Genomic DNA, 24,395 nt, shown 5'->3' on the forward strand with positions numbered 1-24,395 from the left:
CATCCGATTCCGCACCGTTGACGATACGCTCTCCAGGACCATCGACCGGTGCGCTCTTCGTCCACCTCGCCATTACTCCGCGCAGCCCGCCGCGCGGTACAGGGTCAGGCCCTCGCGGCTCGCGACGGCGCTCGCGCCGGGGTAGCCGGCTGCGTCCGGCGCGGTATCACGCGGCAGGACGGCGTAGCAGGTGCCGGGCGGGGCGGGCGGCGGCGTCCAGTATTCGACCGTGCCCTGGCCGTAGACCGTGTGCCCGTTGCGCTGCAGGATCGCACCCAGCAGGCCGAGCGCGATCGGGTCGGCGTCCAGCTGTGGCAGGTCGACCGCGGCACCGTCCGGGACCGCCTCGGCGAGTTCCCATAGCCACGGATCGGGCGCGACCGTGATGACGTAGTCGGGCGGCGCGGCCAGTTCGACCTGCAACTCAGGGAAGTCCTCCACCCGGCGGAGCAGCGCATCCCGCTCGGCCGTTGTTGCAGTATCCGCGTGGTAGAGCACGGCTCGGACACCGATCCCCTGCAGGAGCCGGATCGTCTCGCGGGACGGGAAGTCCCGCATGGCGTCGCGGAGCGGGTAGTAGGCGGGCGGAGCAAAGCTGCTGTAGCCGTTGACGAGCGGCGCCCAGTGGAAGGTCGACCAGAAGTTCGGCCATGCCGAGGCGATCAGCCCCTCCCCCATCGGCAATTCGAGCGCGGGGACGCGATGCTCCGCCAGCCAGTCGTAATCGGCGCGGCGCGCCTCGGCCGCCGTGGCGGGTAACGGGTCAGGCAGCGGCCAGGCCATCGCGCCCTCGGCCAGGATACCGACTGCCAGGATGCCGGCCAGCGTCGCTGTCACCAGGTGTCGCCGGACCTCGCTGCCCGCCAGCATCCCTAGCCGCTGCTGGATGAGTGCGACGCCCAGCCCGGCGAGGGCCGCCAGCCCAACCGGCGCCAGCAGCCCGCCGAGCCGCGCCGGGACGCGCACGGCCTTGAAGCCGGGCACCAGCTCGTAGGCCAGCCGGTACGGCAGCGGCACGCTCCGGCCCCCGAATTCGGCTTCCGGTCCGAAGCTGAGCACCAGCGACCCCACCACGACGATCAGGAGCATCCATCGCTCCCAGCCGAGGCGCCGGTATGCCAGCCCGATCAGCCCCAGCACGACCAGCAGCACACCCGGGAAGAGGTCCTGCTCCAGGTGGCGGTGGAAACGCTCGCTCAGCAGGCCACCATAGAGCCGGTTGTATGGGTGCACCGCCAGGTAGTCGCTCGCCTGGGCGCTCCACTTCACCACCTCGCCCATGGTCCGCTGGATGCTAAGCTCGGTGTTCACCTCGAGATAAGGGAGCAACGTCGGAAGCAGCACCAGCGTGGCGACCAGACCCGCAGCGGCGATCTTGGCCGTGGCGATCAGGCTGGCGCGCGTTGGATGCCAGAGCAGGTAGGAGCCGACGACGAAGCCCAGCAGCGGCACAAGGAACATCAGGTAGTAGACGCCGAAGAGCCCCTGGGCCACGATCACCGCACCCAGGGCCACCGCCCAGCGGAACGAATTGCCACGCAGCGCCCGGCGTGCGGTGAGCACCGCCAGCGGCAGCCACTGAGCCGAGAGCAGGTTCAGGTGCTCCAGGTGCGCCATGCGCGCCGGCAGGTAGGCGTAGGCCACCCCGGCCACCACCCCGGCCAGCCGGCTGCCCGTCAGGTCGACGACCAGCAGGTACATGGCGAAGCCGCTGAGCGCCAACGCCAGCAGCACCGCAAGGTTGTCGGCCAGGATGACGTTGCCAGTCGCCAGCAGCACGGGTGCTACGAGCGCGGCCTGCCCGAAGAGGTGGTCGGCGAAGGCCAGCGTGTTCCGGTAGGGGTAGAAGATGTTGGCGTCGAAGACCCGCAGCGGGTCGGTGCGCCAGGCGTGCACGTCCCAGGCCATGGTCCAGGCCTGGAAGACGGGATCGCCCCAGCTCAACAGGGTGTGCGATAGGTCGGTCGCCAGCGGCCAGGTCATGGCGACCGCGAGCGCGCCGAACAGCACCAGCACGCCAACGTGGATAGCAGCGCGCCGCCATCCCCCGGCCGGTTGGGACGGCTCATCCGTCGCGCGCGGCGCGCCGCCGATCTCGGTCTCCATCGAGTCTCAGCGGTTCTTCCACTCAGGCACCCGCTTCTCCAGGAAGGCACACATGCCCTCCTGGGCGTCCGCGGCAAGGGCGTTGAGCGACATCACTTCCTTGGCATAGGCGTACGCCTGTGGCTGGGCCATCTCGAGCTGGCGGTAGAACGCCTGCTTGCCGATGCCGACGACGAAGCCGCTGGCCGCCGCGATCTTCTCGGCCAGCGCCCGCGTCTCGTCCGCCAGTCGGTCGGCCGGGACCACCCGATTGACCAGCCCCGCGGCCTGTGCCTCGCTGGCCGAGATCGGTTCGCCGGTCAGAAGCATCTCCAGGGCCTTTTTCTGCCCAACCACGCGGCTGAGCGCCACCATCGGCGTCGAGCAGAAGAGCCCGATCTTCACGCCCGGGGTGGCGAAGCGCGCGTCCTCGGCGGCAACCACCAGGTCGCAGGTAGCGACCAACTGGCACCCGGCGGCCGTCGCGATCCCGTGCACCTGGGCGATCACCGGCTGCGGGATACCCTGAATCGTCTCCATCAACCGTGTGCAGACGTCGAAGACATGCCGGTAGAACGCCGGGTCGCCCCCGACCATCTCCCGCAGGTCGTGCCCGGAGCAGAAGGCCGGGCCGTTGCCCCGCAGGATCACCACAGCGACGTCCTGACGCTCGCCGATCGCGGTGAAGCAGGCGATCAACTCCTGCATGTGGTCGACCGACAGGGCGTTGCGCTTCTCCGGCCGGTTCATCGTGACGTAGGCGATCGGCCCGTCAGTCTCCATGAGCACGTAGCGGTACGACTGCGCCGGTGCGGTGGTCATGGCCGGTCTCCCTTCGTCTGCGGTTGGGACGCTGGCCCTATCGTACGTCAGCGCCAGCGCCGGGCGCTACGCACCGGCGCCGGCGGACGTAGACGTCCATGAGGTGCTCAAGCGCGGCGGCGGGGTCATCGGTCAGACCCACGTGGACCGGGGAGGGCTGGATCACCGTGCTCCGGGGAGCGGTCAGCCAGTGGAATCGCTCACTCGGGGGCAGGGTCGCCACCGGACCGGCGTCAGGAGCACCGGCGCTGATAGCCTGGAGATTCCGCAGGTGCCGCTCGACCAGATCCAGGTCGAGGTCCGGCGCGAGGGCACGCACGCGGTCGCGATCGACCTCGATCCGCGTCTCCAGGAACCCGGACGTGCGCGCGAACAGGATGACGCCGACGTTGACGAACTCACCGCGCGTCACGCACGGCACGAGGCGGATGATGGCGTAGCTATACGACGCGGTGGGTGGTGCGAGGCACATAGGTGACCGGCCCTCGCTTCTGCGCCTCGACCGCCTCCTCCAGCCAGCGCCGGGGGCCGTTGAGGCGCTCGCTCAGATACGTGACGTAGGCCGCCCGGTGTGCGGCCAGATCAGGGAACTCCGGCTCGTCGCCGAGCCATGCATCCGGCACCGCCGCTACGACCCGATGCAGCGCCTCCTCGGTTAGGAGCGGGCGCAGGTGCTCGTCGGCGGCACGTAGATCACCGGCCAACCCGAGCAGGACATGCTCCCGGATCTGCGGGAAGGGTGACTGGATGCGGTCCCGCCAGCCCGGCCAGCGATGGTGGAAATAGAGCGCGGCGCCGTGGTCGATCATCCAGAGTTGATCCTGCCACACCAGCAGGTTCACGTTGCGCGCCGTGCGGTCGACGTTGGTGATCAGCGCGTCGAACCAGACGATGGCCGCCGCCAGCTCAGGCGACACCCAGGTGTCCACCGCCGGGTCGAACGCGAGCGCGCCCGGCAGGTAAGCCAGCCCGAAATTGGCCCCGACGCTGCCCCGCAGGATGTCCTGAATCTCAGGGTCGGGCTCGCTGCGGCCGAACTCGGCGTCGAGCATCACGATCGCGGGCGACGGGATCGGCAGATCGAGGGTGAGCGCGAGCCCGGCGGCGATCGCCTCCGCCACCAGCGCCTTGGCGCCCTGCCCGGCACCCCGGAATTTGACCACGACCGGTCCCGCGCCGTCGGTATCGACCACGGCCGGGAGGGATCCTCCCTCACGGAGCGGGACGGCGTAGCGCACGCCGCGCACACACGGGATCAACGGACTCGGTTCGCCACTCGACCCGCGGCCCACGCCGCTACCTCCCCGTCTGCCGACCGGCGTGAGCCGGACCGGCATCGTCCATCACCATCCACGCAAGTCTACACGCTGCCGCGCAACCAAGCCGCTCTTGCTCCGTTGCTCAAGACGGGGTATTGTCGGCTTCCACCAGCACTGTCAGTACGTTCGCGAGGTGGAGCGAGGGAAGGAGGTCTCTTGACCAAGGGGAGGACCACGCGACTGCGGTTCTTGGTAGGACTCCTCGTCCTGCTGACCGCCGTCGTCCCGGGTGCGGTCGGGGCCGCACCGGGGCAGCCCGCCGCCGGGGGAGCGGCGGAGATGCTCGCCACACCGACGAGCATGGGACCGGCCACCTTCCGAGTCTACGCACACCGCGAGGGATTGGTCGGTCACACCACGGCCAACGGCCATGTCATCCAGGAGAACGACCGCTTCGTCGCACTGCCCTGCCGGTGCGTCCTGTCGTCCAAGGGTGGCCATGAGTTCCAGGTGAAGATCGAGTACAAGGGCCGCACGGCCATCGTGCCGGTCTGGGACGTCGGCCCCTGGAACGTCGACGACAACTACTGGGACCCGCCGGAGAAGCGTCGCTACAGCGACATCCCGCAAGGGGTGCCGCAGGCCGCTGCCGCCTACTACGACGGGCACAACGGCGGCCGCGACGGGAAAGGCCGCGAGGTGCGCAGCCCCGCCGGGATCGACATCGCCGACGGCACCTTCTGGCACGACCTCGGCATGACCGATTCCGACTGGGTGACGGTCACATTCCTTTGGATGCTGCCCGATGAGGAGCCGGAGCTGCCACCGCTGCCTGCGGGATACGAGCACCTGCAGACGATCAAGTTCGGCGAGCGGCCGCCCCTCGACCGGGTCGAGCCGAGCGGCGAGCCGGGGTCGGTCTACGTTCCGCAGACCGGGCACAACATCATCAAGCCGATCGCCGACTACTGGTACGCCAACGGCGGCTGGCGCAACATCGGCTTGCCGCTGACCGAGCTGTTCCGTGAGGTGACGGCCAACGGCCGCGTTCGACTGGTGCAGTACTTCGAGCGCCAGATCCTCGAGCTGGTGCTGCAGCCGGATGGTTCAGCACTGGTGCAATCCGACCTGATCGGCTACGCGGCGTACGCGCCGCAGGAGGCACGCGCGCCGATCGCGCCCTTCGAGAGCAACGCCGATCACTGGTACTTCCCGGAGACGCAGCACTCCCTGAGCTTCGGCTTCAAGCAGGAGTGGCTTGCGCACGGCGGCGTCGAGGCCTTCGGCTATCCGATCACCGAGGAGTTCTCCGGCGTGACGCCGGACGGCCGGCGCTACGTGGCGCAGATCTTCGAGCGGGCGCGCTTCGAGTGGTGGCCTGACAAGGTGGGCACACCCGAGGAGATCACGTACGGCCTGCTCGTCACCGAACTACTGCGCCAGGCTGGCTGGGTCCCGTAGTACGAGAACCCCCGGCCGCCGGCCCTGCCTCCCACGAGGAAACGGGGCCGGCGGTACCGGGGCACCCCTACGCGATCACGTCGCGACGCTCGAAGATGACCAGCGCTCCCAGTGCGGAGACGATACCGATCGCAAACAGGACCAGCACGCCAATCGGGATCGTGCCGCTCGCGAGGGCTTCCTGCGGCTCGAAAGCGGTGAAGATCGACAGGTAACGCAGCCAGTCCCACCGCTCGCTCAAACTGCTCACCACCCAGAGCACGTAGAACAGCAGCGTGATCCCCGCCGCCAACCCGGCAGGACGGCCGCGGTCGGACGAGAGGGACGAGAGCAGCACCGAGTAGCCGCCGACGGCCACGGGAAAGCTGAGCAGGACCACCCCGGTCGCCAGCAGCGGCGCGGGGCCAATCGCCTCGCCGACCAGCGCCCCGCCGATCACGAGTCCCAGCAGTGTGATGGCGACCAGCGCAACGATCCCGGCCAGGAACGCGCCCAGCTTCCCCAACAGGAGTCGCGTGCGCGTCTCCGGAACTGACAGCCAGAACTCGACCGTGCCCCGGTCGATCTCCTGCGCGACCAGGCCCGCACCGGTCATGATGACGAAGACGCCCACGATCAGCGGCCACACGACGTTGAGGTACTCAGCACCGACGAAGCCCGCAAACGTGCCCATGTCGCTGATCCCGAAGGCCGCCTGCACCGCAGGGGGAAACGCCTGGAGATACTGATCGAGCATCTCGGTGTTGTCACGGACGGTGGGGTACAGGAGGAGGATGAACACGCCATAGAGGAACAACCCCAGCCCGTACCACAACACCGTGAATTGCAGGTCGCGCGTCGCGCGTCGCAGCATCACCACGCTCATCGCTCGACTCCTACCGGCTCCTTCACCGTCGCGGCGGTCTCGGGGCCATAGTAGCGCAGGAAGACGCGCTCGAGATCCGCCGGGGCGAACGTGAAGTCTTCCACCGGCAGCTCGGCCAGCAGCCGGAGCAGCGGCTGCACCGGCCCTCGCACCCCCAGCTCCAGATGGCGCCCCTCATCCGCGACCGATTCCACCACGACGCCGTCGAGCGCCGTGAACCGCTCGGGCGCGACCGGCTCGCGGAGGATCACAGAGAGGTGTCGCTCCCACTTCCGCTTCAACTGCTCCATCTCTTCGATCGCTACCAGTCGCCCCTCGCGGATGATCCCGACCCGGTCGGCGATGCGATCGACCTCATCGAGGAGATGCGATGAGAGGAACACGGTGACGCCCCGGTTACGCTCTTCCCGGATCAGGTCGAGGAAGTCGATCTGCTTGAGCGGATCGAGCCCGCTGGTCGGCTCGTCCAGGATCAAGAGCGGCGCTTCGTGCATCAGCGCCTGGACGATCGCCAGCTTCTGGCGGTTCCCCTTCGACAGGTGCCGGATCGTCCGGCTCAGGTCGAGGTCGAGACGCTCGGCCAGCTCATCGCGGCGGCGTCGTGACTTTCCGCCCCGGAAGGCGCCCATGAAGTCGAGGAACTCGGCCCCGGTCATCTTCTCGTACAGGTGGATCTCGCCGGGGAGATAGCCGACGCGGGACTTGACCGCGGCCGCATCGGCCCAGCAGTCGAGGCCGAAGATGCGTGCGGTCCCGCTGGTCGGCTTGATGAGCCCCATCAACTGACGGATCGTGGTCGTCTTGCCCGCGCCGTTGGGGCCGAGAAAGCCGAACACCTCGCCCTCATTGACGGTGAAAGTAACGTCAACAATCCCCCGATACTTGCCGTAGTAGCGGGTGAGCCCTTGGACCTCGATCGGTGGTGGCATTTGTGCGTCTCCTGGCTCTATCGCCGGCGCATGCGTGTTGCGTGCCCGACAATCATACGCCACCGGGTCCAGGCAGGGCGGCGCGAATCTCGCGACCCGGCTACATCGCCCCATCACGCGTACGTACGCAACTTTGTCACTGACTGGCTGTCACTTCGTTCACCATCTCAGGCATTCGCTACGCCAACCGTGGTCAACTCCCACTTCGGGACTGGCGCGCAGCGCGAAAACGGGGTACAGTTAGCCGTACAGGCTGGGGAATGGAACTTCACTCGATTCCGGGTTGGCCACGACCATTCCTCACTCTGGATCGCCGGCGCCGCACGCGGTGCGGCCCTACGGGGCAGCCTCGGCCGTCGGGGCGGACGGGGAAAGTGCCACGAAGCGGTCGCCGACGATCGGGCTCGGGGGATTACCCGATCGTGCGGCATCGGTGGGTCACCAGCCATCCAGGGACACAGCCGCCACATTTAACCGTCGCACGGCGCGTGCGAATAGGATCCACGGGGGCGGGTAGACCAGGCCCTCACCGCTGGAGCGGTTAGTCGTTATGAAGCGTGCGGTCATCCTCATCCTCATAGCCGCCGCAATCGTGGCGTTGTTCGTTATCACCGACCTTGAGTCGATGAGCAGCGCCATCCTCAGCATGCCGGGCGAGATGTTCCTCGCTCTGGTTGCCCTCCTGGTCTTGAACGAGCTGGTCAAGGGCCTGCGCTGGGCCTTCTTCCTCCGGGCCGCGCGTCTCGACATCCGCATGGTGGACGGTCTGAGCAGCTATCTCGCCGCTCAGGCGGCGACGGCCATCCCGGGCGGCTCGATGCTGGGCGCCCGCCTGGCGCAGGAGCACGGCCAGGTGCGGATGCACCAGGCGGCCTCGGGCTTGGTCGGCCAGGCTCTGGCCGATGTCTGGGGCATCTCCCTGCTGGCCGCCGGAGCCATCTTCCTGACGGGCCAGCGCCCGGCACAACTCCTGGTACCCGGCATCGGCGTCCTCCTCTCGCTGGTGGTCTTCACCGGCCTCCGCAGCCCACGGCTGCGCTGCGCGGGTATCGGCTTCTTCGGCCGCTGGCGCGTGACGCGGCGCTTCCTCCCGCTGGAGGAGGACTTCCTGAAGCACGCTGCCACGCTGATGCGCTCGCGGACGCTCGCCATCGGCGCACTTTTCAGCGTTGCCTCAACCGTCCTCTCGGCCCTCATCCTGCTGGTCATCACCGCCGCACTGACCGATCGGGGAATGACCGGTGGCGAGGCGATCTACGCCCACACCGTCAGCGTCGCCACGCGGCTGGTGGTCCCGGTGCCGGGCGGCTACGGCATCGGCGACGCGAGCCTTGCCGGGATGCTCAACTACATCGGCATCGGTCTGGCGCGCGCGACCTTCATCGCCCTCGCCTACCGCTCCGTCGGCGTGCTGTTCCGCACCTTCCTCGGGCTGCTCATCCTGCTTGCCCGTTACCCGTACCTCCTCGTCGGGCCGATCGACATGCCGCGCCCGCAGCCGGTCGGCGTTCGGCGCTGGGCACCGCGCCCGCTGGCTCGCCGCGTCGGGCTGGCGCTCGTCGCGCGGTCCGCCCGAATGCGGGCCGAGCCGAGCACCGCAGACGTGTCCAGCACGACCATCCATGGGGGCGACTAAATTCCCGTTGACCGTACCGCCGCGGCGGGCCATCATCCCATCGCCCCCGGCCCGTGCCAGGGTGGCTTAACCGGCGTGTGAGAAAGGCGATTGATGGATCTTCTCGTCATCGGCGGAGCGGGCTTCATCGGCAGCGTGGTCGCGGGTCAATTGCTCGCCGCCGGCCATCGGGTGACGGTCTACGACAGCCTCGTCAACGGCCACCGCGCGGCGATCCCCGACGGGGCCGACTTCGTCCACGGCGACGTGCTGGACCTCGACGCCCTGACCCGCACGCTCAGCCGCGGCTTCGACGGCGTCTTCCACTTCGCCGCACTCTCCCTCGTCGGGGAGTCGGTCGCCGAGCCCGGGCGCTACTTCCGCACCAATATCGGGGGCACGGTCAACGTGGTCGAGGCGATGCGCGCCACCGGCGTCAACCGCCTGGTCTTCTCCTCAACCGCCGCCGTCTACGGCATTCCCGACTGCGTGCCCATTCCGGAAACCGCCCCGGTGCGCCCGATCAGCCCCTACGGCGCCAGTAAGCTCGCGGTGGACACCTTTCTCGGCTTCGCCGCCGAAGCCTACGGCCTGGGGGCGGTCAGCTTGCGCTACTTCAACGTGGCCGGAGCTTGGGACCGATTCGGCGAAGACCACCGGCCCGAGACGCACCTCATCCCGCTCGCGCTCCAGGTGGCACTCGGCCGGCGTCCGCACCTTGCCGTCTTCGGCAACGACTACCCCACACCCGACGGCACCTGCATTCGCGACTACCTGCACGTGGAGGACCTGGGCGTGGCCCATCAGCTCGCGCTGGCGGCGGCCGAACCGGGAACGCACCGCATCTACAACCTCGGCAACGGGGCCGGGTTCTCGGTGCGCGAGGTGATCGAAACCGCGCGCCGCGTGACCGGGCACCCGATCCCGACGGTCGAAGCGCCCCGGCGCGCAGGTGACCCGCCGGTTCTGGTCGCGTCGAGCGAGCGGATCCGGGAGGAGCTAGGCTGGCAGCCGCGTAAGCCGGACCTGGAGACGATCATCGCCGACGCCTGGGCGTGGATGCAGGCGTACCCACAGGGGTATCCGGACGAGTGAGGGGAACTACCGCCGGCCGGATCGATCGGAGAAGCGCCGCGTCAGCCGCATCGGGAGCTGCGCGGTCTTCCAGGCAACGCGCCGCCGCCGCGCGTCGCGCTCCCGCTCCGCCTCCCAGGCGCGCTGCTCGGCGGCGTAGCGACGGAGGCTGATCGCGCGCAGCACTTCGTGGCGAGCCCGCGCATCGAAGTTGGGCAGGAGCATCAGCGTGGCCTCGTCGACCCGCTCGACCGCCGCGATTGTGTGCAGCCCGTAGCGGTGCAGGAGGCGCAGCACCCGGGGGCTCAGGTCCAGCTCCTCAATCGGTGGCTGCAGGCGGCACCGCACCTGACGCCAGAGCTCCTCCACCGTTGCGATGATCAGCACCGGCACCGACACAATCAGCACCGTCGCCGCCAGCCAGCCGACGCCGACAAGGACAAGACCGCCCGCCTCCGCACCCAGCAAGCGCATCGGCGCGTAGAGCATCGCGGCACTGACCACGATCGCCCCGAGCGACCGGCGAATCGGATTGATGCTGAAGGGATCGAAGACGGTGTGCGTCGGCCCCGGCCCCAGCGCACGCCCACGGGATACCTGTCTCACCACCACCCGTCCCAGCCAGGAAGCCGCACCGGGCAGCCCCTGCCCGGGATCTTCCACTATACCAGCGCCCCGGCACGGGGTACAGTAGCTGCGTACGAACCAATGGGAGACGCACCACCGCGCGCGAACGACACGGAGGCAATCTATGTCGCTGAGCAACAGGGTCGCGATTATCACCGGTGGGACAGGGAATCTGGGGCGGGCCGTGGTACCGGCTTTCCTCGGCGCGGGGGCGACGGTCGTCGTGCCGTACCGTACCGACGCGTCCATCAACAAGCTCCGAGAGCACGTGGGCGACGAGGGTACACGCCTGCACGGCCAGCAGGTGGACGTGACAGACGAAGCGGCGGTGGCGCGGCTGGTCGATGCGGTCCTGGCGGAGCACGGGCGGATCGACTTCTTGCTCAACCTGGTGGGCGGGTACGAAGGAGGCAAGTTCCTGGAAACAGACCTCGACCAGTGGGATCGGCTGTTTCGGTTGAACGTCCGCCCCACGCTCGTCTGCACCCGCGCGGTCCTGCCGCACCTCGTGGCCCAGGGGAGCGGCAGAGTGATTACGGTGGGCGCGCGCACGGCGCTCGAGCCGCCCAGCGGGAGCACCGCCTATGCCGCGGCCAAGGCGGCCGTCGTCTCCATGACACAAGCGATCGCGCGCGAGGTCCGCACCACCGGCGTGACCGTCAACTGTGTCGTCCCCAGCACGCTCGATACGGAGGAGAACCGCCGGTCGATGAAGGGTGACCCGTCCCGCTGGGTCCGGCCAGAGCAGGTTGCGGCCCTGATGCTCTACCTGTGCTCCGACGCGGCGGCCGCGATTAATGGCGCGGTGATCCCGGTCTACGGGCAGCTCTGACCAGCCGGCTCAGTGTGGCATGACGTTGGGACCGGTCGGATCGTAGGCGGTCGGGTCGCCGCGCATGCGCTGCACGATGGCGAGTGTCTCGATGGCACTCAGGCCGAAGCGCCGCAGCGTGTGGCGGGTCATTTCGAACGCCGCCTCGTGGAGCGGCAGGACCGCCAGCGAGACGCCGCGCGAGAGCATGAAGCGGCGCTCCTCCTCGGAGTGGACCCGCACGATGATGTCCAGATTTGGGTTGACCCGCCGGGCGTACTCCACAACCAGGCGCGCTGCCAGCGCGTCGGGGATCGCCACGACAAGAATGCGGGCGTGCTCGAGGTGCGTCTGCTCCAGCAGCACCGGGTTGTCGGCACTGCCGAGGAGGGCGTAGATGCCCTGATTACGCAGGGCGTGCACGATGTCGCGGTCCTGCTCGATGACGATGAAGCTGAAGTCGCGGCGCCGCAGAGCCGCGCCGATGAGGCGGCCGACGCGCCCGTAGCCACAGATGACCGCGTGGCCCTGGAAGGGAGCTTTCTTGCCTTCCGGCACCGCTTCGGCAACCAGGCGCCCAGCCTGGCGGCGCTCGTAGGCGCGGGCCAGGTCATTAGCCAGCGCGTTGAGCCAGGGCGCCAACGCGATGCTGGCCACCGACCCGCCCAGCAGGTAGCTGAAGACAGCCGGCGAGAGCGCCCCGACCTCCACGCCGACCCGTGCCATGAGGAAGGAGAACTCCGCCGACTGCGCCAGCGCGACGCCGGTCAGCAGGGCCGTCGCAAACGAGTAGCGAAACAGCCGGGCGATCCCGGTCGAGATGGCGCCCTTCAAGAGCACGATCACCGCTACGACGAGGAGCGTATAGGGCCAGTTCTGCACGAGGAATCCGATGTCGACGAGCATGCCGACGGAGACGAAGAAGAGGCCGACGAAGACGTCGCGCAGCGGCTGAACCGAACCAAGGATCTCGTGCGACAGGTCCGACTCGCTCACGACCACGCCGGCCACGAAGGCGCCCAGCGCCAGGGACAGGCCGAAGAAGAGCGAGGCGTAGGCGACACCGAGCGCGAAGGCCGCAACCGCCATCACGAAGATCTCCCGGTTGCGCAGGGCGGCGACACGCTCGAACAGGAGCGGCAGCACCCGGCTACCGACGCCGAGGAGGAGAAAGAGGAAGATCCCAGCCTTGGCCGCCGCCACGCCGAGCGTGCCCGCCAGGGTCATCCCGGAGCCACCGGTCACGACGGCGGACAGGACCACGACCAGCGCCACCGTACTGAGGTCCTGGACCGTCGACCAGGCGAGGGCGATGCGAGAGTGGAGCGCACCCATCTGCCCGCGATCTCCCAGCACCTTGCTTAGCACGGTGCTGGAGGAATTGGAGACGACTGCCCCGAAGAAGAGCGCCTCCTGCCAGCCCCAGCCGACACCACGGGCGATCAGGTAACCCAGGCCGATCAGGATCAGCACCTGCGCGCTTCCGCCGAGCAGCGCCACCGGTCCCACTGCCTGCAGTTCGCGGAGGGACAGGCGCATCCCCACGGTGAACATCAGCAAGATGACACCGATGTCCGCCAGCGCCTCGACCGGTGCCGTTGCCCCGACCGGGCCGGGGGTGGACGGCGAGATGATGACCCCGGACACGATGTAGCCGAGGATGACCGACTGACCGAGCCGGGCAGCCAGCGCCGCGCCGACGGTCGCGATCGCCAGCGCCAGAACCAGGTTCACCAATAGACCTGAGCCGATCATCGGTTCGCCGATCCCCGGGGCCTATGCAGCGGGGCTTGCGCACAATCTGTCCGTACGGGTCGGGTTCGAACGGGCACGCTGCTGGCGAGCATACACGATGACGCACCCCGCTCGCGACGCGTCGCCGCTCACCATCCCCTTCCGCATTGGGCACGTTGTCGCCACCACGATCCGTTACGTAAACTTCGATATTGTGGTCGCGGCGTCGTGACCTGGGGACAGGCAGCATGACGGGGTGCAGCACCTGTCCGTCGGGACAGGCAGGTGCTGCCCGTTTCGGCGCTGTCAGCCCGACCCGACGGAGGAAGAAGCAGCGGGTCGTCTCCATCTATGATCCACCATGAGCAACTGTGCCGGGCACGTACAAGCCCATCCATAGCGCCCGGGGCTCAGGCGATCCACCGAGGTGAGGTTTGAGGGAGTGAGGAGCGTCAACGCATGGTTCCGGCTATTCGGGAAGAACGCCTAACTGTCACCACGGAGCGGGACACCGATCTCATCATCACCGCAAAGGGCGTCGAGAAGACCTACGACACCGGCAAGCTCCGGGTTCCGGCACTGCGGGGTGTCGATCTCACGGTGCGCCGCGGCGAGATGGTGGCCATCATGGGGCCGTCGGGATGCGGCAAGACCACGCTCCTCAACTGCCTGTCAGGACTCGACACCATCGACAGCGGCACGATTCTGATCGCAGGCACGGACCTCTCCAAGCTGTCCGATAACGCGCGAACCGAGTTCCGGGCCCGGCAGATGGGTTTTGTCTTCCAGTTCTACAATCTCCTGCCCGTGCTCAGCGCCGTGGAAAACGTGGAGCTACCGCTGCTCGTCAGCGGCGTGCGTCCGAAGGACGCGCGAAAACGCGCCCTTGAGGTGCTGGAGCAGGTGGGGCTGGCCCAGTGGGCCAACCACAGACCGGCCGAGCTATCCGGCGGCCAGCGGCAGCGCGTGACAATCGCACGCGCCCTGGCGAACCAGCCGGCGATCGTCTGGGCCGACGAGCCAACCGGCGACCTGGACAGCCAGACCGCGGACGAGGTCATGGCCCTGATGCGCCACCTGAATCAGACGAACCAGCAGACCTTCGTGGTCGTCACCCATGACCCGCGCATCGGTGCCATGTGCGACCGGATCATCCGGATGCAGGACGGCCGAATCGTCAGCGACGACCTCGTCGAGTAGTGCGGCCGATCCGAAAGGGAAGACCTGTCCATGGATAACATCTTCGGCATCTCCATGCAGTCGATCATGCTGGCACTGCTCATCGCGTTTGGGCTGTGCCTCGGCGTCGGTGGCTGGATCTACCTGCGCCAGCGCATCATCTTCCGCATGGGCATCCGGAACGCCCGGCGCCGACCGGCACAGACGTCCCTGATCGTCATCGGCCTGATGTTGAGCACGCTCATCATCGCGGCCGCGCTGACGACCGGCGATACGTTGAACTACAGTGTCAAGGCCACGGTCCTGGACGTCCTCCAGCACACCGACGAACTGGTCGTCCCCGTGAACGGGGACGATGCGGAGCCCAACGCCCAGCAGAGCGTCACCTTTCCGCAGCAGGTCGCCGCGGACCTGCAGGCCGCCCTGGCCGACGACCCCGTGATCGACGGGCTTATGCCCGTCCTGGCGCAGCCCGTCCCGATCCTCAACCCGAAGACCCAGCTCAGCGAGCCGATGGTGACCGCGGTGGGGATCGACCCCGCGGTGCTCGACCCCTTCGGCGGGCTGCGCGACCTCGAGGGGAACGACATCGATCTGACCGCCCTCCCCGAAGGCGCGGTCGTCCTTGGGAAGACGGCCGCCGAGCGCATTGACGCGGGGATCGGCGACACCCTGACGGTCTACATCAAGAACCAGCCCCACGACATCACCGTGGCTGCCATCGCCCCCGACTCGATCCTGACCGGCATGCAAGACCTGGGGCAGGCCGGCGGCTTCGTGATGACCCTCGACCGCGCCCAGGCGCTGCTCGAGCTGCCGGACCAGATCAGCTTCATCGCGGTGTCGAACGCCGGTGGCGTCGAGGCTGGCGCCGAGGCGACCGACGCGGCGGTCGCGGCGATCGAGGCGGCTCTCGGCGATGCTCCATACGGGGCGGTGCGGGTCAAGCAGCGCGCGCTGAATACGGCCGAGGAGGGCGCAAACGTCTTCACCAGCATTTTCCTCGTGCTCGGGCTCTTCTCGATCGCGGCGGGCATCCTGCTGATCTTCCTGATCTTCGTCCTGCTGGCCGCGGAGCGGAAGCCCGAGATGGGCATGGCCCGCGCCGTCGGCATGAAGCGGCGCCAGTTGACTGAGATGTTCCTCGCCGAGGGCATCGCCTACGACCTCGTCTCAGCCCTGATCGGCTCAGCCCTCGGCGTCGGTGTGGCCTTCGTCATCGCGGGCGTCATGGGGCGGCTCGTCGGCGATTTCTTCACCATCGTCCCCACCGCGCACTGGCGTAGCCTGGTCGTGGCCTACAGCCTCGGCGTCGTCGTCACCTTCGTCACCATCGCCATCTCCTCCTGGCGCATTAGCCGGCTCAACATCGTGCGCGCCATCCGCGACATTCCCGAGCCGCAGCGCCAGCGGGCCGGCAACCGCTGGCTCATCTTCGGCATCCTCGGTGTGGTACTCGGCGCGCTGCTCATGTGGGTCGGTGCCGACAGCGAAAAGCTCTTCCCCTACTCCATCGGCATCTCCGTCTTGCCGCTCAGCCTGGCGGCGGCGCTGCGCCGCTTCGGGCTGCCTGCGCGCCCGCTGTACACCGTCGCCTCGCTCTTCGTCCTGGCCTACTGGCTGCTGCCCGATTCGATCCACCAGAAAATCTTCCCGGTCCTCACCGGCGGCATGGAGATGTTCTTCGTCTCCGGCATCATGATGGTGGCCGCGGCCACCATGGCCATCATCTGGAACGCCGAGATCGGGACTACCCTGGTCGGCCTCTTTGGGCGGACCTTCAGCCGCTGGCTGCCCGCGGTCAAGACCGCTGTGGCCTACCCGTTGGCGAGCAAGGGCCGCACCGGCATGACCATCGCCATGTTCAGCCTCATCGTCTTCTCGCTGGTCATGATGGCCACCATCGATCACAACTTCACCAGGATCTTCTCCGGTGAGGAGGCCGCGGCCGGCTGGGACATCACGGCAACACGGGTCATGAACGACCCGATGCCGCCCTTCGACCAGGCGCTGGCCGAGAGCGGAGTGGACACGAGCCGGGTCACCGCGACCGGCCGCGTGCGCCAGGTGGCATCGTACGACTCCCAGATTCGCCTCGCCGGCACCGAGGAGTGGAAGCGATACACCATCAACGGCGCCGATGCCTCCTTCATCGAGCACAGCCACGCACCGCTCTCGATCCGCGCCACCGGGTACGACAGCGACGCCGCCGTCTGGGAGGCGCTGCGCCAGAATCCCGATCTCGCCGTGATCGACAGCGTTGCGCTCCCCGGGCCGACCGTGCAGATCGGCTCAGCCGCGAACTTCTTCCTCCAGGGCGTCCAGCCGGGCGACACGACCATGGAGCCGATCCAGGTCGAGATCGGTGATCCCGTAAGCGGTCAGACACGCACGGTGACGATCATCGGCGTGATCAACCCGACGGTGTCGGTGCTCTACGGGCTTTACGTCAACGACGAGGCGTTCGACCAGGTGTTCGCGCAGCCGACCCAGACCATGTACTACGTTCAGACGCAGGCCGGCACGGACAACGTCGCCTTCGCCAAGGAGATCAAGGCGAAGTTGATCGCCTACGGTGTTCAGGCGGAATCGCTTGAGAAGCTGATCGAGCAGGGAACGGGCGTGGCTCGCGGCTTCCTGATGCTCGTCGAGGGCTTCATGGCGCTCGGCCTCGTCGTCGGCATCGCGGCCCTCGGCGTGATCGCCTTCCGCTCGGTCGTTGAGCGACGCCAGCAGATCGGTATGCTCCGCGCGATCGGGTACAGCCGCGCCATGGTGGGTGCGAGCTTCCTGATCGAGTCGACGATGATTACCGTCCTGGGCGTCGGCTCGGGGACCATCCTGGGACTGATCCTCTCCCGGAACCTGATGACGAGCGACGAGTTCACCGGCTCCAGCGGGGCCGCGGCGAGTTTCCTCGTCCCCTGGGGTACGATCGCGCTCTTCGTCGGCATCGCGCTGGTGGCCGCGCTCGTGATGGCCTACATCCCGGCCCGCAAGGCGGCCAGCGTTCCGATCGCCGACGCGCTGCGCTACGAGTAGCACGCAGCACCGCGCACATCCGGCACGAAGCGGCGGCAGGTGCTCCCTGCCGCCGCTTCGTGCTTGCGGGGTACGGCAAGGTCCGGCATAGTGGGCACGCGGGCAATCAATCGCTTGCGGCCAACCGGGGAGGGGACGACGCCCATGACCAGCGGACGACAGTGGCCACCGGTGAGCACCTTCTCGATCGTGGCTTACGACCGGGCCACGGGCGACCTCGGCATCGCCGTGCAGTCGAAGTTCCTGGCGGTTGGCGCGGTTGTGCCGTGGGCCCGAGCCGGGGTCGGCGCCGTCGCCACCCAGGCCTGGTGCGACACCAGCCACGGTCCACGAGGGCTCGACCTGATGGCCGGCGGCGCCTCGGCCGGGGAAGCCCTGGCCGCGATCATCGGCACTGGCGAAGGGCATGAGCGCCGCCAGGTCGGGATGGTAGATGCGCGTGGCCGGGCAGCGAGCTATACCGGCCCGGAGGCACCCGCCTGGGCCGGCAGCATCGTCGGGGACGGCTTCTGTTGCCAGGGGAACATTCTGGCCGGGCCCCAGGTGGTCCGGGCTATGGCCAACGCCTACCGGTCCACGACCGGCAGCTTCGCCAACCGGCTGCTCGCTGCACTCGAAGCGGGGCAGGCAGCCGGCGGGGACAGCCGCGGCCAGCAATCGGCCGCGATCCTCGTCGTGCGCGAGAAGGGCGGATTCCTCGGTGGCAACGACCGCTACATCGACCTGCGCGTCGACGACCACCCCCGCCCGATCGAGGAGCTACGCCGGCTGGTCATGCTCCACCGGGTCTACTTCCAGACCGACGAGGCCGATCTGGTCGTGCCGGACGAGGCGCTGATAGCGACCATCCGCCGTCAGCTCGTCGCGACGGGCGACCTCCCCGACGGCACCGACGACCCCGCCGCCATCACCGCGGCATTGGAGCGCTTCGCCAGCCGCGAGAACCTCGAATCGCGCCTGCGCGATGACGGCCAGATCGACACCGTGATCCTGGAGTTCCTTCGCAAGGCCGCCGGCGACACCTGACCACCGCACGCGTGATCGGCGGCCACTCGGCGCGGAACAGACCCCTACCAGCGCTGGAAGGCGCGGTAGCCGCGCCGGGCTGCGCGCTGGCGTTCAACTGCCTTCGGGTCGCGGAACACCCAGACGAGGACCAGGCCGGTCACGAAGCCGCCGACGTGCGCCCAGAACGCCACCCCGCCGGTCTGCTGCGTCTCGATACCCAGCGTGGCCAGCCCGCTCAACAGTTGCAGCAGGAACCAGAGCCCGATCATGATGACCGCGGGGACCATCACGACGGTGATGAAGAAGCCGAGAACCACGAGCACGCGCACCAGCCCGCCGGGGTACATCACGAAGTAGGCCCCGAGCACGGCGGCGATTGCGCCGCTCGCGCCGATCATCGGCGTGGTGCTGTCCGGGCCGGCGAGGAAGATTTGGGCCAGCGCTGCGCCGATGCCGCCCAGGAGATAGAAGATCAGGTAGCGCAGGTGCCCCATCGAGTCTTCGACGTTGTCGCCGAAGATCCATAGGAACAGCATGTTGCCCAGCAGGTGCGCCCACCCGCCGTGGAGAAACATCGACGTGAGGATGGTCAGGTAAATCGGGAACGGGGCGAGCGGCGGTATATCCACCCCTTGCGTGATCTCGGCGGGCACGATCCCGAACCGGTAGACGAACACCTCGAGCTGGTCCATCGGCAGTGAAACCTCGTAGAGGAAGACCAGCACGTTGAGGACGATCAACGTGTAGTTCACGAACGGGGTCGTACGGCGTCCCCGGTTGTCATCACCGATCGGGATCATGCGCGGTCCCTCTCTCCGGCCCAGCCCCGCCGGTGCGGCCTACGGCTGGGCCGGAGGACGATCGCGGAAACTCGGGCTGCGGAACGCGTTCTCATGCAGCACTCGGATCTTCCGATCCGCGAAGCTGAGGTAGGTCGTACCCGGCGGTGACCGGTGGACCAGGAGCGGTCGACCGTCGGGGAGGTCCCAGCGGGACCAGGTGATCGCGTCCGGCACCCGCTCCGCGAGCGAGTTGTCCAGGACCACAATATACTCCAGATCGGTGACGCGGACGAGAGCGTGGGCGTAGAGTGTCGGGTCGAGCCGGTAGTCGGACTGCCCGTCGATGGCATCGTAGAGGCTACCCCAGTTGCCGTGCCAGTCGCGCCCAACGCCCACGACGGAGTACTGGGGGAGCAGATAGCCCGCGATGCGGAACGATTGGCGGCCGTCCGAACTGGTCAAGACCACAGTGCGGTCCGGAGGAAGCTCAGAGACGATGCGCGTCACCTCGCGCCAGGCCGCATTGTGGGCCGCCAGTGCACCCCGGCTGGGCTGCATCTCGTGTCCCGGCATCGCCAGCGGCGGCGTCAGCAGGAAGGCAAGCGCACCCGCCAGCGCGAGCGCAACCAGGCGAGCCGCCGCCACCCGGCCGTCCAACATCCCGGCGCGTTCGAGGGCCAGCAGGCCGAGGATCGTCACTGGGGGCAGGATCAGCAGCAGGTAGCCCCACTGGCCGAAGTGCACCAGCGTGAACATCAGCACCGGCGGGATCAGCCACGCCCAGAGGAGGCAGGCCCGCGGCGACAACGGCCGCAACGACGGCCGCGCGCGAACCACGGCTACCGCCACCACGACCGCGAAGAGGTTCAACATGACCGCGCTGGCACTGACCACCGACCACAGATTGCCAAGCCAGCGCATGCTCGGCCCCGACGCCAGCGAGGTCGGCTCGACCGCGATCCGGGTCAGGAGGCGCAGTTGCGTCCAATACTCCACTGGGCCGCCCGACACGACAACCAGCGGCACCGCCCAGGCCAGGCAGCCTGCTGCGGTGACCCCGGCCGCGAGCGCTCGTACCCTCCAGCGCATCGTCCAGACGCCGAACAGCCAGACCAGCCCAAGGAGCGGCAGTGCGGTCGGGCGCAGCCCACCCGTAAAGGCTGTGGTTAGCCCCAGCCAGAGCGCGCTCCAGCGATCGGGCCGGGTGTAGGCACGCCACGCCGCCAGCGCCACCAGGACGCCCGCCGCGGCCTCCGGGGCGTAGGAGAGAGCCGTCTCCCCGTAGAACCAGAGCAACGGATTGACCGCCACCAGCAGCGCCGCCCAGGCACCAACCCGGCGGCTGGCGAGGCGCTCGCCGATCGCAGCCGTGCCCCAGACCACCACGAGGCTGGCGATGATGCTCAGGGCAATCAGAGCCTGGTTCGGGTCGGGGATCAACGCGTTCGCCCCGCGCCCGAGCAGGACGTAGAGCGGGTTACCCGGTGGATGCGGCCGGTGAAGCGCGATGTCGAAGCGCTCCAGTGCTAGCAGGTACTGCACCGCATCCCAGTTGATGGGCACCTCTGAGCGGAATGGCAGGCGCGTCAGCGCCGTCAGGAGCAGCAGGCTCGCGCTGGTGGCTTCCCACCACCGAGCCGTCAATCGACTTCGCAGCATACCCTAGCCAGCGCGGGGCCGCCCTATCGCTGCGCCCCCATCGTCCCGCGGATGCCGCCGGTGAGGTCGCGAGCGGTGGAGGTCACCCAGCGCACGAGTTCCCGCCGCGTCTCGGCCCCGCGGCGTGGCGCGAACAGAAGGCCGATGACGAGGCCGTACGTCATGAACTTGAGGGCAGTGCGCATCCGGGTCAACATGCTCGGCTCTCCCTACCATCAGGTTCGGCCGGCAGGCAGGTCCCCCTCGCCGGACCGCTCCTCGGTCGCCGCGGGCGTCTCATCCGCCGTCGCGGGCGACGCAGTGGGCATCGCGGTGGTGACTTCAGCCGCCGATTCCGGTCCCGGCGCGGGTTCCGGCGCCGGCGTCGGCGCGGGCGGCGGTGTCATCTCGTACGGATACTCGGCCGGCTCCTCGCCGGTAGTCGCCAGCAGGTCGGACAAGACCGGCACCTGCGCCGCTGCCTCACGTGCACGCTGCTCCAGCTCCCGGGCCCGCCGCGCGATCTCCGCGCGCACCTCTTCGCCGGACCGGGGCGTCAGCCAGAGCGTCGCACTCGCGCTGGCGATCGCACCAAGCACAACCCCAGCGATGAAGGCGCCGTCACCACGGTCGTCAGCCATGTCTCCTCCTTCGCGCCCGAACCCATCCCGACAGGCGCGTTGGCCTGTCGGCCCATCGATCGTGGTTAGACTACCGCAACAGGATGGGACCGACTACCACACGCCGGTCCGGGGCGCGATTCCCCGTCGCGACCATCAATCCCCGTGCCACCGCCACACCCGCTCCCGCGTTCCGCCGCAGAACCGCACGTATCGACTCGGTCCAGTTGACCGACGGCGAGTGCGACGACACCGGGCACGCTGCCGATGTCTACAGCTTCTCGCCCGACGGCACTCGGGTCGTCTACTGCAGCAACCGGGATACAGATCTGAACCAGCGCCGCCTCTGGATCGTCGACCTCGAGCGCGGCGAGTCAACGCTGCTCACCCCTGGTCCAGGCACTGACTCGTGCGCCTCGTGGTCGCCCGACGGCCGCTGGATCGCCTACGTCCACTGTGGACCATACGAGAGCGCCGACATCTGGCTGGTCAATCCCGAGAGCGGCGAGCGACGACAGGTCTCGCGCTCGATGCCCGAGAGCCTGACGCCCGAGAAGATCACCCTGCCGACGCATATCACCTACCCGAGCGAGGATGGGCTGGCGGTACATGCCGACCTGTTCCTGCCCAAGGGGTTCGATCCGAACCACCGCTACCCGGCGGTCGTCTGGGTCCACGGCGGCATGGCTCGGCAGATGCGCTACGGCTGGCACCCGATGCGCTCCTATGCTGTGTTCTACTCCTTCCACCAGTATCTGCTCCATCGGGGTTTCGTTGTGCTCTCGGTCGACTACCGCGGCAGCATCGGGTATGGACGCGCCTACGAGGAAGCCACCTACCGCTCGATGTGCCAGGCGGAGCTGGCTGACGTCGTGGCCGGGGCGACCTACCTGCGGTCGCTACCCTACATCGACCCGGAAGCTATCGCTGTCTATGGCCTCAGCTACGGCGGCTATCTGACGCTGGGCGCCCTGACCAAGTATCCGGACGCCTTTGCCCTCGGCATCAACATCGCCGGTGTGTGGGACTGGGAGCAGTATGAGCGCTGGCGCGAGCAGCAGTACCCGGGGAGCCCCTGGCACGGCATCGCCCGCCTCGACGGGCCGAAGGGAGAGCACAACGCGGACGTGTGGTACAACGCCTCGCCGCTCAACTTCGTTCACGGTCTGAGCAAGCCGCTCCTGAACCTGATGGGGACCGAGGACGAGCGGGTCGACTTCGCCCAGATGGATGCCATCATCCGGGACTGCGTGGAGCACGGGAAGGATTTCGCCGTCGTCTACTATCCGGGCGAGACGCACATGTTCACCTGGCGTAAGACCTGGGAGGATGCGTTCCCGCGGATCGAGCGCGCCTTCAAGCGGTACCTCACCGTCCCGCCCGCGGAGCGTCCACCGGCGATGATCTAGCGCGGCGTCCGCGCCGCGCCGTGCCTACCCGTGATTGGAAGCGAGGCAGGGAGCAGGGTCGCTCGGGCCGATCCGTGCCCTGCCTCAGGTCTCGTTGTCCGGGTACCCGGAGTGGCCTGGGACAGACGTTAGCGTAGCATATCCCCTCGGTAGGATTCCTCCGTGGGCGATGCGCGGTTTCATGCTCTCTGATTGATTGCGCCGCACGGAGGAGCGGCGGGCCTGTGCTATTATCGGGGACGCGATTGGACCGCGGTGGGGCGGGCCAGCCGCCCTACGACGTCGGGGGTGATGGATGAACATTCACGAGTACCAGGCTGCCGAGATCCTCAAGGGGTACGGCATCCCAATCAACCAGGGGATCGTCGCGACCACGCCGGACGAGGTCGCAGCAGCGGCTGGGCAACTCGGCGGTACGGTGGTAGTCAAGGCGCAGGTGCATACCGGCGGGCGCGGTAAAGCGGGTGGAGTCAAGCTGGCGCATTCGCCGGAGGAAGCCCGGGAAGTTGGCAGCCGCATCCTGGGCATGGATATCCGCGGCCACACCGTGCACAAGGTGCTGGTCGCGCCGGGCGTGGACATCGCACGGGAGTACTATCTCGGGGTCGTGATCGACCGCGCCGCCCGCGGTATCACGATCATGGCAAGCAGCGCGGGTGGGGTCGACATTGAAGAGGTGGCCCGCGAGACGCCCGAGAAGATCCACCGCGAAGCGGCGAATCCCTTCCTCGGTTTCCACGACTACCAGGCCCGCCGCCTGGCGTTCAAGCTGGGGATCGAGCCGGACCTCGTCGGCGGCTTCGCCCGGATCGCCCGCCAGCTCTTCGAGGCATTCGTTCAGTCCGACGCCTCGCTGGCGGAGATCAACCCGCTGGTGCTCACCGCGGACCGGACCTGGCTGGCGCTCGACTCCAAGATCACTATCGACGATAGCGCGCTGGTCCGCCATCCGGACCTGGAGCAACTGCGCGACCTGCAGGAGGAGAACGCGACTGAGCTGGAGGCGCGTGCAGCCGGGATTAGCTTCGTCAAGCTCGACGGCAACATCGGCTGCGTCGTCAACGGTGCCGGGCTCTCGATGGCGACCATGGACGCCATCAAGCACTATGGCGGCGAGCCGGCCAACTTCCTCGACGTCGGCGGCGGCGCGAGCGCCGAGCAGGTGGAGAAAGCACTGCGGCTGGTTCTGGCCGACTCCAACGTGCGGGCTGTGCTGATCAACATCTTCGGCGGCATCACGCGCTGTGACGAGGTCGCGCGCGGGCTGCTCGCCGCCATGGACGCGGTCAAGCCGACGGTCCCCTTCGTCATCCGACTGGTCGGCACCAACCAGGACGAGGGGCGCCGCATCCTGGCGGATGCGGGGATCACGGTGGTCGATACGATGCCGGAAGCGGCCGAGCGGGTCGTCGCGGCGGCAAGCGGCGCGGCCTAA

General features: G+C 68.2%; 21 protein-coding genes. 9 read left to right on the forward strand and 12 right to left on the reverse strand.

All coding sequences use genetic code 11. The features are described 5' to 3' along the window. Positions 1-72 precede the first annotated feature (72 nt). Genes STHE_RS18995 through STHE_RS08930 form a run of 4 tightly spaced genes read right to left on the reverse strand, consistent with a single transcriptional unit; the run spans position 73 to position 4,163 of the window. The gene (locus STHE_RS18995) at positions 73-2,106 is read right to left on the reverse strand and encodes a hypothetical protein (protein WP_012872242.1); all 2,034 of its coding nucleotides are present in this window, start codon (positions 2,104-2,106) and stop codon (positions 73-75) included. A 6-nt stretch (positions 2,107-2,112) separates the two neighbouring features. Further along, the gene (locus STHE_RS08920) at positions 2,113-2,907 is read right to left on the reverse strand and encodes an enoyl-CoA hydratase (RefSeq protein WP_012872243.1); all 795 of its coding nucleotides are present in this window, start codon (positions 2,905-2,907) and stop codon (positions 2,113-2,115) included. A gap of 37 nt (positions 2,908-2,944) precedes the next feature. Continuing rightward, positions 2,945-3,379 carry a DUF3037 domain-containing protein gene (locus STHE_RS08925; protein ID WP_012872244.1) on the reverse strand — a complete coding sequence of 145 codons (435 nt, stop codon included), beginning with the start codon at positions 3,377-3,379 and terminating at the stop codon, positions 2,945-2,947. Further along, positions 3,348-4,163, reverse strand: a complete 816-nt coding sequence (locus tag STHE_RS08930; RefSeq protein WP_052295355.1) for a HipA family kinase — start codon at positions 4,161-4,163, stop codon at positions 3,348-3,350. The genes STHE_RS08925 and STHE_RS08930 overlap by 32 nt, the downstream gene beginning before the upstream one ends. Positions 4,164-4,382: 219 nt before the next feature. Between STHE_RS08930 and STHE_RS08935 the strand changes: the two genes are divergently transcribed. Then, complete coding sequence (locus STHE_RS08935) at positions 4,383-5,627, forward strand: hypothetical protein (protein ID WP_012872246.1); 1,245 nt, start codon at positions 4,383-4,385, stop codon at positions 5,625-5,627. 67 nt (positions 5,628-5,694) lie between these two features. Here the strand turns inward: STHE_RS08935 and STHE_RS08940 are convergent, their stop codons facing one another. Both STHE_RS08940 and STHE_RS08945 read right to left on the reverse strand, forming a co-directional pair. Continuing rightward, the gene (locus STHE_RS08940; RefSeq protein WP_012872247.1) at positions 5,695-6,492 is read right to left on the reverse strand and encodes an ABC transporter permease subunit; all 798 of its coding nucleotides are present in this window, start codon (positions 6,490-6,492) and stop codon (positions 5,695-5,697) included. Next, entirely contained in the window at positions 6,489-7,421 is a 933-nt protein-coding gene (locus STHE_RS08945) for an ABC transporter ATP-binding protein (RefSeq protein WP_012872248.1), read from the reverse strand. Before STHE_RS08945 ends, STHE_RS08940 begins: the two co-directional genes overlap by 4 nt. A gap of 550 nt (positions 7,422-7,971) precedes the next feature. Here STHE_RS08945 and STHE_RS08950 point away from each other — a divergent pair. Continuing rightward, positions 7,972-9,057 carry a lysylphosphatidylglycerol synthase transmembrane domain-containing protein gene (locus STHE_RS08950; RefSeq protein ID WP_012872249.1) on the forward strand — a complete coding sequence of 362 codons (1,086 nt, stop codon included), beginning with the start codon at positions 7,972-7,974 and terminating at the stop codon, positions 9,055-9,057. A 93-nt stretch (positions 9,058-9,150) separates the two neighbouring features. Next, entirely contained in the window at positions 9,151-10,131 is a 981-nt protein-coding gene (gene galE, locus STHE_RS08955; RefSeq protein WP_012872250.1) for a UDP-glucose 4-epimerase GalE, read from the forward strand. A 6-nt stretch (positions 10,132-10,137) separates the two neighbouring features. Here galE and STHE_RS08960 read toward each other — a convergent pair whose 3' ends face one another. Then, positions 10,138-10,716 carry a DNA-directed RNA polymerase subunit alpha C-terminal domain-containing protein gene (locus STHE_RS08960; RefSeq protein WP_169308184.1) on the reverse strand — a complete coding sequence of 193 codons (579 nt, stop codon included), beginning with the start codon at positions 10,714-10,716 and terminating at the stop codon, positions 10,138-10,140. A 145-nt stretch (positions 10,717-10,861) separates the two neighbouring features. On the opposite strand from STHE_RS08960, the gene STHE_RS08965 reads away from it, so the two are divergent. After that, on the forward strand, positions 10,862-11,569 hold the full coding sequence (locus tag STHE_RS08965) for an SDR family NAD(P)-dependent oxidoreductase (protein WP_012872252.1): 708 nt from the start codon (positions 10,862-10,864) through the stop codon (positions 11,567-11,569). A gap of 9 nt (positions 11,570-11,578) precedes the next feature. Here the strand turns inward: STHE_RS08965 and STHE_RS08970 are convergent, their stop codons facing one another. Then, positions 11,579-13,303: a cation:proton antiporter gene (locus STHE_RS08970; RefSeq protein WP_012872253.1), complete on the reverse strand. Its 1,725-nt coding sequence runs from the start codon at positions 13,301-13,303 to the stop codon at positions 11,579-11,581. Between the two features lie 438 nt (positions 13,304-13,741). Between STHE_RS08970 and STHE_RS08975 the strand changes: the two genes are divergently transcribed. From STHE_RS08975 to STHE_RS08985, 3 genes are all read left to right on the forward strand, one after another. Beyond that, entirely contained in the window at positions 13,742-14,482 is a 741-nt protein-coding gene (locus tag STHE_RS08975; RefSeq protein ID WP_012872255.1) for an ABC transporter ATP-binding protein, read from the forward strand. A gap of 30 nt (positions 14,483-14,512) precedes the next feature. Continuing rightward, positions 14,513-17,503 carry an ABC transporter permease gene (locus STHE_RS08980; protein WP_012872256.1) on the forward strand — a complete coding sequence of 997 codons (2,991 nt, stop codon included), beginning with the start codon at positions 14,513-14,515 and terminating at the stop codon, positions 17,501-17,503. Between the two features lie 144 nt (positions 17,504-17,647). Then, complete coding sequence (locus STHE_RS08985; RefSeq protein WP_012872257.1) at positions 17,648-18,529, forward strand: DUF1028 domain-containing protein; 882 nt, start codon at positions 17,648-17,650, stop codon at positions 18,527-18,529. Between the two features lie 44 nt (positions 18,530-18,573). Here STHE_RS08985 and STHE_RS08990 read toward each other — a convergent pair whose 3' ends face one another. The 4 genes from STHE_RS08990 to STHE_RS09010 are packed head-to-tail and all read right to left on the reverse strand — an operon-like array spanning position 18,574 to position 21,572. Further along, positions 18,574-19,311 carry a rhomboid family intramembrane serine protease gene (locus STHE_RS08990; RefSeq protein ID WP_012872258.1) on the reverse strand — a complete coding sequence of 246 codons (738 nt, stop codon included), beginning with the start codon at positions 19,309-19,311 and terminating at the stop codon, positions 18,574-18,576. 39 nt (positions 19,312-19,350) lie between these two features. Further along, positions 19,351-20,937, reverse strand: a complete 1,587-nt coding sequence (locus STHE_RS17970; RefSeq protein ID WP_052295287.1) for an ArnT family glycosyltransferase — start codon at positions 20,935-20,937, stop codon at positions 19,351-19,353. 38 nt (positions 20,938-20,975) lie between these two features. After that, positions 20,976-21,149: a YtxH domain-containing protein gene (locus STHE_RS18745; protein WP_012872260.1), complete on the reverse strand. Its 174-nt coding sequence runs from the start codon at positions 21,147-21,149 to the stop codon at positions 20,976-20,978. Between the two features lie 18 nt (positions 21,150-21,167). Continuing rightward, positions 21,168-21,572 carry a YtxH domain-containing protein gene (locus STHE_RS09010; protein WP_012872261.1) on the reverse strand — a complete coding sequence of 135 codons (405 nt, stop codon included), beginning with the start codon at positions 21,570-21,572 and terminating at the stop codon, positions 21,168-21,170. Positions 21,573-21,778: 206 nt separating this feature from the next. Here STHE_RS09010 and STHE_RS09015 point away from each other — a divergent pair, with 206 nt between their 5' ends. After that, complete coding sequence (locus tag STHE_RS09015; RefSeq protein ID WP_052295288.1) at positions 21,779-22,960, forward strand: S9 family peptidase; 1,182 nt, start codon at positions 21,779-21,781, stop codon at positions 22,958-22,960. A 295-nt stretch (positions 22,961-23,255) separates the two neighbouring features. Continuing rightward, positions 23,256-24,395: an ADP-forming succinate--CoA ligase subunit beta gene (sucC, locus tag STHE_RS09020; protein ID WP_012872263.1), complete on the forward strand. Its 1,140-nt coding sequence runs from the start codon at positions 23,256-23,258 to the stop codon at positions 24,393-24,395.

Origin of the sequence: Sphaerobacter thermophilus DSM 20745 (assembly GCF_000024985.1) — a bacterium.
GTDB classification, from domain to species: Bacteria; Chloroflexota; Chloroflexia; order Thermomicrobiales; family Thermomicrobiaceae; genus Sphaerobacter; species Sphaerobacter thermophilus.

What these genes read in the sequence shown, in the direction of transcription:
- STHE_RS18995 (WP_012872242.1), bottom strand. Translation starts at nt 2,106, where the DNA reads ATGGAGACCGAGATCGGCGGCGCGCCGCGCGCGACGGATGAGCCGTCC.
- STHE_RS08920 (WP_012872243.1), bottom strand. Translation starts at nt 2,907, where the DNA reads ATGACCACCGCACCGGCGCAGTCGTACCGCTACGTGCTCATGGAGACT.
- STHE_RS08925 (WP_012872244.1), bottom strand. Translation starts at nt 3,379, where the DNA reads ATGTGCCTCGCACCACCCACCGCGTCGTATAGCTACGCCATCATCCGC.
- STHE_RS08940 (WP_012872247.1), bottom strand. Translation starts at nt 6,492, where the DNA reads ATGAGCGTGGTGATGCTGCGACGCGCGACGCGCGACCTGCAATTCACG.
- STHE_RS08945 (WP_012872248.1), bottom strand. Translation starts at nt 7,421, where the DNA reads ATGCCACCACCGATCGAGGTCCAAGGGCTCACCCGCTACTACGGCAAG.
- STHE_RS08950 (WP_012872249.1), top strand. Translation starts at nt 7,972, where the DNA reads ATGAAGCGTGCGGTCATCCTCATCCTCATAGCCGCCGCAATCGTGGCG.
- galE (WP_012872250.1), top strand. Translation starts at nt 9,151, where the DNA reads ATGGATCTTCTCGTCATCGGCGGAGCGGGCTTCATCGGCAGCGTGGTC.
- STHE_RS08965 (WP_012872252.1), top strand. Translation starts at nt 10,862, where the DNA reads ATGTCGCTGAGCAACAGGGTCGCGATTATCACCGGTGGGACAGGGAAT.
- STHE_RS08970 (WP_012872253.1), bottom strand. Translation starts at nt 13,303, where the DNA reads ATGATCGGCTCAGGTCTATTGGTGAACCTGGTTCTGGCGCTGGCGATC.
- STHE_RS08975 (WP_012872255.1), top strand. Translation starts at nt 13,742, where the DNA reads ATGGTTCCGGCTATTCGGGAAGAACGCCTAACTGTCACCACGGAGCGG.
- STHE_RS08980 (WP_012872256.1), top strand. Translation starts at nt 14,513, where the DNA reads ATGGATAACATCTTCGGCATCTCCATGCAGTCGATCATGCTGGCACTG.
- STHE_RS08985 (WP_012872257.1), top strand. Translation starts at nt 17,648, where the DNA reads ATGACCAGCGGACGACAGTGGCCACCGGTGAGCACCTTCTCGATCGTG.
- STHE_RS08990 (WP_012872258.1), bottom strand. Translation starts at nt 19,311, where the DNA reads ATGATCCCGATCGGTGATGACAACCGGGGACGCCGTACGACCCCGTTC.
- STHE_RS18745 (WP_012872260.1), bottom strand. Translation starts at nt 21,149, where the DNA reads ATGTTGACCCGGATGCGCACTGCCCTCAAGTTCATGACGTACGGCCTC.
- STHE_RS09010 (WP_012872261.1), bottom strand. Translation starts at nt 21,572, where the DNA reads ATGGCTGACGACCGTGGTGACGGCGCCTTCATCGCTGGGGTTGTGCTT.
- sucC (WP_012872263.1), top strand. Translation starts at nt 23,256, where the DNA reads ATGAACATTCACGAGTACCAGGCTGCCGAGATCCTCAAGGGGTACGGC.